This is a genomic window from Pseudoduganella aquatica, assembly GCF_009857595.1.
Taxonomy (GTDB): Bacteria; Pseudomonadota; Gammaproteobacteria; order Burkholderiales; family Burkholderiaceae_D; genus Rugamonas; species Rugamonas aquatica_A.
The window spans coordinates 80,006-88,652 of record NZ_WWCU01000026.1 but is presented as its reverse complement, the minus strand read 5'-3'; the positions used below and the strand labels follow the sequence as shown (position 1 = coordinate 88,652).

Here is an 8,647-nt window from a genome sequence, read left to right as displayed (position 1 = left end):
GGCGCGCACCGCCCCGCACAGCGCCAGCGCCAGCTGCCGCGCCACCGGTTCGCTGCGCGCGCGCAGCAGGCCGCCGTCCAGCCACAAGCCGCCGCCCGCCTCCAGCAGCGCGCGGCCGCTGCGGTTGCAATGGGCCATGCGGCCGCGTTCATCGCACAGCAGCGCCGGCATGGCCAATACATCCAGGCTGCCGGCCAGCATGTCGCGTCCCAGCCGCAGCTCGGCAAAGCGCTGGCGCATCTGCAGCGCGCGTTGAAGATGCGGCACCAGCCGCTCCAGCTGCACCATGGTGCGCCGCGAGAACGGCGGCTGGGCGGTGGAACGCTGCAGGAAAATCTGGGTCAGCCATTGGCCCTCGCGCAGGATCACGCAGCCGGCCGCATACGCCATGCCTTGCGGCTGCACCCAATCCCGGTAAAACGGCAGCTCGTGGTAGTGCGCGCGTTCGGGCACATCGAGGTTGCTGGCGTAGAAGCGTCCAATGGGCGAGTGCTCCATGTGCAGCGCCAGCACGTCCTCGCCGGCATAGCGCAGCGCATAGCTTTGCAGGTAAGCCGGATCCATGCCCACCACCCACACCCCCTGCAACTCCTGCGAAACAACATGACGCATAATCAGCAGCACACCGCTGGCGCCCGCTGCGGCGCTGAATTCGGCTATAAATTGCTGGAAGCCACTGGCGGCGGTCACGGCGGCATAGATGCTGCCGATCAGGGCGTCGATGGTCGACTGTTTCACGCGCAGACTCCTGGATAGCAAGGAGCCAACACTATTGCCCAATGGACAATTGCTGTCAATCCGAGGCAATAACGCCGCGACAACAGATCGCGCGCAATTAAGCGTGCAAATTGGCCGGAAATACGTTATAGTGTCGGCTTGTGCGCTGCAACACGCAGTCGGCACTAAGAATAACAGCAGCTACGCAAGCCTTAGCGCATCGTCCCTGATGACGCTTATAAAGCCCCCCGCCTTGTGTGTCGAATAAGACACCGTCCCGGCGCAAAGCTTTTGTGCCGAAATTTCTAATCTAGTTTGTTAGAGTCATTTCGTTTGGTTGGCGTTGCTATTTTGCGTTCTGCGTTTTTGCATGAACGCTGATTTTTACGAAAGATAAGAATGACTTTTGAAGCACTTGGTATCAACACGTCCGTACTCAAAGCCCTGACCGATGCCGGCTACACCAAGCCGACCCCAGTACAGGAGCAAGCTGTGCCTGCCGCTATCGCAGGCAAGGATCTGTTGGTATCCTCCCAGACCGGTTCCGGCAAGACCGCAGCATTCATGCTGCCGTCGCTGACCCGTCTGGCCGCACTGCCGCCGGCCGCCGCCGGCAAGACCCCTAATCAGGAAATGCAAGCCGCCAAAGCGCGCGGCGAGCGTCCGCGCTTCAAGGCCGCCCAGCCAAAAATGCTGGTGCTGACCCCGACCCGTGAACTGGCCCTGCAAGTTACCACCAACACCGACAAGTACGCCGTGAACCTGCGCGGCATCAAGGCTGTGTCCATCCTGGGCGGCATGCCTTATCCAAAGCAGATGCAACTGCTGTCGCGCAATCCTGAAATCCTGGTGGCGACCCCTGGCCGCCTGATCGACCATATGGAATCGGGCAAGATCGACTTCTCCCAGCTGCAGATACTGGTGCTGGACGAAGCCGACCGCATGCTGGACATGGGCTTCATCGACGACATCGAGAAAATCGTCGCCGCCACCCCGGACAGCCGCCAGACCATGCTGTTCTCGGCCACCCTGGACGGCGTGGTGGGCAATATGGCCCGCCGCATCACCAAGGATCCGATGGTCATCCAGATCGTCAGCGCCGCCAACAAGCATGAGAACATCACCCAGCGCGTGCACTTCGTGGACGACCTGTCGCACAAGAACCGCCTGCTGGACCACCTGCTGCGCGACGAGTCGATGGACCAGGCCGTGGTGTTCACCGCCACCAAGCGCGACGCGGACACCATCGCCGACCGCCTGAACATCGCCGGTTTCTCGGCTGCCGCGCTGCACGGCGACATGCACCAGGGCGCGCGCAACCGCACCCTGGACAGCATGCGCCGCGGCCAGGTCAAAGTGCTGGTGGCAACCGACGTCGCCGCGCGCGGCATCGACGTGCCGACCATCACCCACGTGGTCAACTACGACCTGCCGAAATTCGCTGAAGACTATGTGCACCGCATTGGCCGTACCGGCCGCGCCGGCCGCAATGGCCTGGCGGTATCGCTGGTGAACCACGCCGAAGGCATGAACGTGAAGCGCATCGAGCGTTTCACCAAGCAGCTGATCCCTGTCACCACGATCGAAGGTTTCGAGCCTAAGCGCACCGCGCCTCCGCGCTCGGCTTCGCGTCCAGGCGGCTGGAAACCAGGCGACAACCGTGGCGGCAAGCCAGCGCAGCGCAGCTTCAGTAAGCCAGGCGCACCGCGCAAGGAAGGCGGCGGCTACCCGCGTGAAGGCGCGAGCACCGGCGGCTACCCGCGCGAAGGCGCCAGCACCGGCGGCGGCTTCAACCGCGAAGGCGGCGGCGGCTACAAAGGCCGTACCGACGGCGCCCGCCGCACCTACGGCGACCGTTAATCCGTCGCGCATGCACGGCGGGTTACGCGCGGCCATGCCGCGCTAACCCGCCCTACGGTACCGTTTCGGCGCGCATCGTAGGGCGGGTTAGCAGCGCAGCTGCGTAACCCGCCGGAGCCGCACCAAGCCATCGAAAATTTCGGTGGCTTTTTTTTCGCCTCCAGCATATACTTGATCACTCAAGTATATATCAAGGACAAATCATGGAAACCATCACGGGCGACGCCGCCCTCGATTTCTGCCTGCGCCTGGCGCGCGCCCAAGCGGCCATGGTGCGCCGCCTGGACGCCGCGCTGGGCGGCCATTTCGGCCTGAGCTTCAGCGACTTCATGCTGCTGCATCATCTGGCCAAGGCGCCCGGCGGCCGCCTGCGCCGCGTGGACCTGGCCGAGCGCCAGGGCCTGACCGCGTCCGGCGTGACGCGCACCCTGCTGCCGCTGGAGAAAAACGGCATGGTGGCGCGCCAGCCCGACCCGCGCGACGCCCGCGTCGGCTACGCCGTCATCACCTCCGCCGGGCACGAGATGCTGGACAACGCCCTCGTCACCGCGCGCGAAGTGAGCGCCGAACTGCTGCGCAGCTCCGCCCCGGACCAGCTGGACGCGCTGGCCGCCGTGCTGGGCAGCGTGGCCGGCATGAACCTCACCAACAGCTAAGGCGCAGCCCATGAACAAGCAACGCTCCCCCATCTTGCAAGACGCCAACTTCCGCTGGCTGCTCGGCGGCGGCGTCATCTCCGGTCTTGGCGACCAGTTCACCATGATCGCCCTGCCCTGGCTGGTGCTCACTATGACGGGCGATCCGCTCGCGCTGGGCGCCGTCATCGCCATCATGAGCGTGCCGCGCGCGGTGTTCATGCTGCTCGGCGGCGCGCTGGTGGACCGCTACTCGCCCAAGCGCGTGATGATGGTGACCAAATACGTCAACGCCGCGCTGCTCGGCGTGCTGGCCGGGCTGGTGCTGTTCGCGCCCGCGCTGCTGTCGCTGCCGCTGCTGTACGCGCTGGCGCTGGGACTGGGGCTGGCGCAGGCCTTCGCCATCCCGTCCGGCACCTCCATCATGCCGCAGGTGGTGCCGCCCGAGCATCTGCAAGCCGCCAACGGCGCCATGATGGGCATGCGCCAGCTCACCATGCTGGCCGGCCCGGTCCTGGCCGCGCTGCTGATCGCAATCGCCGGCGACGGCGGCGCGGCTGCAGCGGCAACAACGGCGGCCGGCGCAGGCGGCCTCCATGCCTTGCACGCTCCGGCGGGCGCCTTCGGCATCGGCATCGCTTTCGCATTCGACTGCTTCACCTTCCTGTTCACCGCCTGGACGCTGGCGCAGGTACGCATGCGCGCCGGGGCCGCGCGGCCGGCCGGTCCGCCGCAGTCCATATTCAGCTCGGTGGGCGAAGGCCTGATGACGGTCTGGCGCGACGTGGCGCTGCGCACCTGCTTTATGTACTGGTCCGTGGTGGCGGTGTTCGTCGGCGGCGCCATGCAGGTTGCCCTGCCCCTGCTCGCCAGCCAGAACCTGCACGGCGCCGGCTCGCTTGGCCTGCTGACCGGCGCGCACGGCACCGGCATGCTGCTCGGCATGGCGCTCTCCAGCGCCGGGGTGAAGCTGCGCTTCGGCGGTTTCGGCGCCACGCTGCTCGCCATCGACGCCATCGTGGCGCTGCTGCTTGCGCCGCTGGGCGCGATCACCGCCACCTGGCAAGGCGCGGCCTTGCTGCTGCTGGCGGGATCGCTGGCGGGCTTTATGCAGATTGCCGTCTTCACCTTTATACAGGGCAGCGTTCCGCCCCGCATGCTGGGCCGCGCCATGAGCATCTTCATGTTTATTTTCATGGGGCTGGCGCCGCTGTCGGCCGCCGCCATCGGCGCGCTGCTCAAGGTGATCACGCTGGCGCAGCTGTTCGCGGGCGGCAGCGCGCTGCTGCTGGCCATATCCGCGCTGGCGTGGTGGCTGACGCCGATGCGCAGCATCGGCACCGGCGGGTTACGCTCGGAGAGCTAACCCGCCCTACGCGCGCCCAGCCGGCAGCGTGTCGCTTTAGCCACGCCTGCGCCCGGTGGCCGGTGTTTTGGGAGACAATGCAGGCACACCAACAAGGAGAGCGCAGCATGCACAGGCAAACGACGATGAAAACCTTTCTTGCTGCGCTGGCCTTGCTGGGCGCGGGCGCCGCGCAGGCCGTGGACTGGAGCGACACGGCGCTGAGCTACCGCTACGGCACGCACTACGCCGAACCGTTCAACCCGGCGGACATCCGGAAGAACATCGTCAACCTGAGCCACGTCAACGGCTACGCCTACGGCAAAAACTTCATCAGCGCGGACTTGCTGCTGTCGGATAAAAAAGATCCGGACAGCGCCGGTTCCGGCAGCGGCGCGCGCGAGCTGTACGTGCTGTACCGGCACACGCTGGACTTGGGTAAAGTAACAGGAAAAGACTTCAAGGCTGGCCCCGTGCGCGGCCTGGGCTTCACCGCCGGATTCGACTTCAACGTCAAGCACGACGCGGGCTACAACTCCAGGAAGCGCATGCTGGTGGCCGGCCCCACGCTCAACCTGGACGTGCCGGGCTTCCTCGACATCAGCCTGCTGGCCCTGTGGGAAAGCAACGCGCCCTACAACGGCTTCTCCAGAACCGCCACGCCGCGCTACGACTACGACGTGCATCCCATGCTCAACGCGGTGTGGGGCATTCCCTTCAGCACGGGCGTGCCGCTATCCTTCGAAGGCTATGCCAACTTCATCGGCAGCAAAGGCCGCAACGAATTCGGCGGCGCCACCAAGCCGGAGACCAATATCGACATGCAGATCATGTACGACATGAGCGCCGCCGTGGGCGCCGCCAAGAACACCTTCAAAGTCGGCGTCGAGTACCAGTACTGGAAAAACAAGTTCGGCAACAGCGATAAAGGCAATCCCGGCGCAACGGCGCGCACGCCCATGGTGCGCGCCGAATACCATTTCTGATCAGGGAAGCGGCTCCACGTAGACCGCGCGGAAGTCGTTCACATTGGTCAGCGTGGGGCCGCACACCACGGACGCGCCCAGCGCCTGGAAGAAACCGTGGCCGTCGTTGTTGGCCAGACTGCGGCGCGGGTTGATGCCCAGCGCCCAGGCCTGCTCCAGCGTTTCCGGCGTCAGCACGGCGCCGGCGATTTCCTCCTGCCCGTCCACGCCGTCCGTATCGCAGGCGATGGCGTAAATGCCGGGGTGGCTGTTCAGCGCCACGCCCAGCGACAGCAGGAACTCCACGTTGCGTCCTCCCCTGCCTTCGCCGCGCACCGTAACCGTGGTTTCGCCGCCGGACAGCAGCACGCACGGCGCCGCGAACGGCTGCCCGCGCCTGGCCACCTGGCGCGCAATCCCTGCGACGACAATGCCCACGTCGCGCGCCTCGCCTTCGATGCTGTCGCCGAGGATATGCGGCACCACGCCGGCCTGGCGCGCCACTTCGGCGGCCGCTTCCAGCGCAATTTGCGGCGCGGCGATCATGCGCACCTCGCTGCGCGCCAGCCGCGCATCGCCCGGCTTGATGCTTTCTCCGGCGCCCGATTCCAGCAGCCGCGTCACCGCCTCCGGAACGGCGATGCGGTAGCGCTGCAGGATGGCCAGCGCGTCGGCGCAGGTGCTGGCGTCCGCGCAGGTGGGGCCGGAAGCGATGTCGGACGGGCTGTCTCCCGGCACGTCCGATATCACCAGCGTCACCACGCGCGCCGGATGGCATGCGGCGGCGAGCCGCCCACCCTTGATGGCCGAAAGATGGCGCCGCACGCAATTCATCTCGCTGATGGTGGCGCCGCTCTGCAGCAGCGCGCGGTTGATCTCCTGCTTCACCGCCAGGTCCAGCGAGGAATCGGACAGTGGCAGCGGCAAGGCCATCAGCGCCGAGCCGCCGCCGGAAATCAGGCAGATCACCAGGTCGTCCTCGCTCAGTCCCTGCACCATGGCGAGGATGCGCCGCGCAGCCGCCATGCCGTTTTCATCCGGCACCGGGTGCGCGGCCTCCACAATCTCGATGCGTTCGCACGGCACCGCGTAGCCGTAGCGCGTGACCACCAGCCCGGTCAGCTCGCCCGGCCAGTGCTGCTCCAGCACGCGCGCCATTTCGGCCGACGCCTTGCCGGCGCCTATCACCAGCGTGCGCCCGCGCGGCGGCTCCGGCAAGTGCGCAGGCAGGCACAGCGCGGGCTGCGCCGCCGCCACCGCCGCGTCGAACATGCGGCGCAGCAGGGCCGGCATGTCGGCGCCGGCAGGCAAAGTCGCTTGGGTTGTCATGGCTACTCCTATTCAGGCAGTTTGGCGCCGATCTCGAAGTTTGCCATGATCTCCAGCGCGCGCACCAGAGCCGAATGGTCCCAGGCCTTGCCGCCGTGCGCCGAGCAGGTGTTGAACAGCTCCTGCGCCGTCGCGGTGTTCGGCAGGCTCACGCCGATGGCGCGCGCGCTGCTCAGCGCCAGGTTCAAGTCCTTCTGGTGCAGCTCGATGCGGAAGCCCGGATCGAAGGTGCGTTTGATCATGCGTTCGCCGTGCACTTCCAGGATGCGCGAGGCCGCGAAGCCGCCCATCAGCGCCTGGCGCACCTTGGACGGGTCCGCGCCCATGCGCGAGGCGAACAGCAGCGCCTCGCCCACCGCTTCAATGTTCAGCGCCACGATGATCTGGTTCGCCACCTTGGTGGTCTGGCCGTCGCCGTTGCCGCCCACCAGCGTAATGTTCTTGCCCATCAGCTCAAACAGCGGCTTGACGGCGTTGAAGGCCTGCTCGCTGCCGCCCACCATGATGGTCAGCGTGGCCGCCTTGGCGCCCACCTCGCCGCCGGACACCGGCGCGTCCAGGTACTCGCAGCCCAGCGCGTTGATGCGGGCCGCGAACTTCTTGGTTTCCAGCGGCGAGATCGAGCTCATGTCGACCACGATCTTGCCCGCGCTCAGGCCCTGCGCCACGCCGCCCTCGTCGAACAGCACCTCGGCCACTTGCGGGGTGTCCGGCACCATCATGATGATGATGTCCGCGTTCTGCGCCACTTCCTTGCTGGTGGCGCAGCCCACGGCGCCCAGTTCCACCAGCTGCGGCGGCAGCGGCTTGCGCTGCTGCACAAACAGCTGGTGGCCGCCTTTCAGCAGATTCGCCGCCATCGGCGCGCCCATGATGCCCAGTCCGATAAAGCCCACTTTACTCATATCCACTCCTTCGATGATGGTCCGCGCTCAGGCGGCGATTTTGAATTTGGCGGCCAGCGCTTCGGCGCCGCGCGCCAGCAGGCCGATGTCGCTGCCCACGGCAGTGTAGGTGCAGCCCGCCGCGATATAGCGGCGCGCCAGTGCTTCGTCGCCCATCAGCACCCCGGCCGCCTTGCCGGTGGCGACAATGCGGCGCACCGCGCCCTCGATGGCTTCCACCACTTCCGGGTGCTTCAGGTTGGCCAGGTGGCCCATGGACGCGGCCAGGTCGCCCGGCCCGATGAAGATGCCGTCCACCCCGTCCACCGCCGCGATTTCCTCGATATTGGCGATGGCCAGCGGCGTTTCCACCTGCAGCAGCACGCAGATATCATCCGAGCTGGTGGCCCAGTAGTCGCTCACGCGGCCATAGTCGGAAGCGCGCGCCGCCGTGGAAAAGCCGCGCACGCCCAGCGGCGGATAACGCGTGGCGGCCACCGCCTGGCGCGCCTCCTCCGCGTTCTGCACAAAGGGAATCAGCAGGGTTTGCGCACCCACGTCCAGCAGGCGCTTGATCACCACCGTGTCGTTCCACGGCGGCCGCACGATGGGGTGGGCCGTGCCCTGCGCGGCGGCCTGGAGCTGGGAATGCACCATGGGCAGCTCGTTGGGGGAATGCTCCATGTCCAGCAGCAGCCAGTCGAAGCCCGCATTGGCCAGCACCTCCACCGTGACGTTGCTCGACAGGCCGGACCATAGCCCGATCTGCAAAGTGCCCTGCTTGAGGGTGCGCTTGAAATGATTGATGCGTTTGCTCATGCCACTGCTCCTGTCCAGGTTAGTGATATTTACAAAAAACATAAGAGGTCAGACGTCGTATAACTCAGTCCAGTATAGGCCGGTTTGCGAAAG

8 protein-coding genes are annotated in these 8,647 nt (G+C 66.3%); 4 read left to right on the top strand and 4 right to left on the bottom strand.

The window, feature by feature from the left end:
- On the bottom strand, positions 1-738 hold a 738-nt coding region (locus GTP77_RS20655), incomplete at its 3' end, for a hypothetical protein (protein ID WP_161074032.1).
- A gap of 378 nt (positions 739-1,116) precedes the next feature.
- On the opposite strand from GTP77_RS20655, the gene GTP77_RS20650 reads away from it, so the two are divergent.
- The 4 genes from GTP77_RS20650 to GTP77_RS20635 all read left to right on the top strand — a co-directional run bounded on the left by GTP77_RS20650 (position 1,117) and on the right by GTP77_RS20635 (position 5,543).
- Positions 1,117-2,577, top strand: coding sequence for a DEAD/DEAH box helicase (locus tag GTP77_RS20650; protein ID WP_161074031.1), 1,461 nt, complete (start codon positions 1,117-1,119; stop codon positions 2,575-2,577).
- A gap of 203 nt (positions 2,578-2,780) precedes the next feature.
- Complete coding sequence (locus tag GTP77_RS20645; protein ID WP_161074030.1) at positions 2,781-3,233, top strand: MarR family winged helix-turn-helix transcriptional regulator; 453 nt, start codon at positions 2,781-2,783, stop codon at positions 3,231-3,233.
- A 10-nt stretch (positions 3,234-3,243) separates the two neighbouring features.
- Entirely contained in the window at positions 3,244-4,578 is a 1,335-nt protein-coding gene (locus GTP77_RS20640) for an MFS transporter (RefSeq protein ID WP_161074029.1), read from the top strand.
- 125 nt (positions 4,579-4,703) lie between these two features.
- On the top strand, positions 4,704-5,543 hold the full coding sequence (locus GTP77_RS20635) for an outer envelope protein (protein WP_229202275.1): 840 nt from the start codon (positions 4,704-4,706) through the stop codon (positions 5,541-5,543).
- On the opposite strand, the gene GTP77_RS20630 is transcribed toward GTP77_RS20635, so the two are convergent.
- From GTP77_RS20630 to GTP77_RS20620, 3 genes are read right to left on the bottom strand one after another with little or no spacing between them, the layout of a single operon-like run.
- Entirely contained in the window at positions 5,544-6,851 is a 1,308-nt protein-coding gene (locus tag GTP77_RS20630; protein WP_228895984.1) for a glycerate kinase type-2 family protein, read from the bottom strand.
- An 8-nt stretch (positions 6,852-6,859) separates the two neighbouring features.
- Positions 6,860-7,756: a 2-hydroxy-3-oxopropionate reductase gene (glxR, locus tag GTP77_RS20625; RefSeq protein ID WP_161074027.1), complete on the bottom strand. Its 897-nt coding sequence runs from the start codon at positions 7,754-7,756 to the stop codon at positions 6,860-6,862.
- 27 nt (positions 7,757-7,783) lie between these two features.
- On the bottom strand, positions 7,784-8,554 hold the full coding sequence (locus tag GTP77_RS20620) for an aldolase/citrate lyase family protein (RefSeq protein ID WP_161074026.1): 771 nt from the start codon (positions 8,552-8,554) through the stop codon (positions 7,784-7,786).
- Between the last annotated feature and the right edge of the window lie 93 nt (positions 8,555-8,647).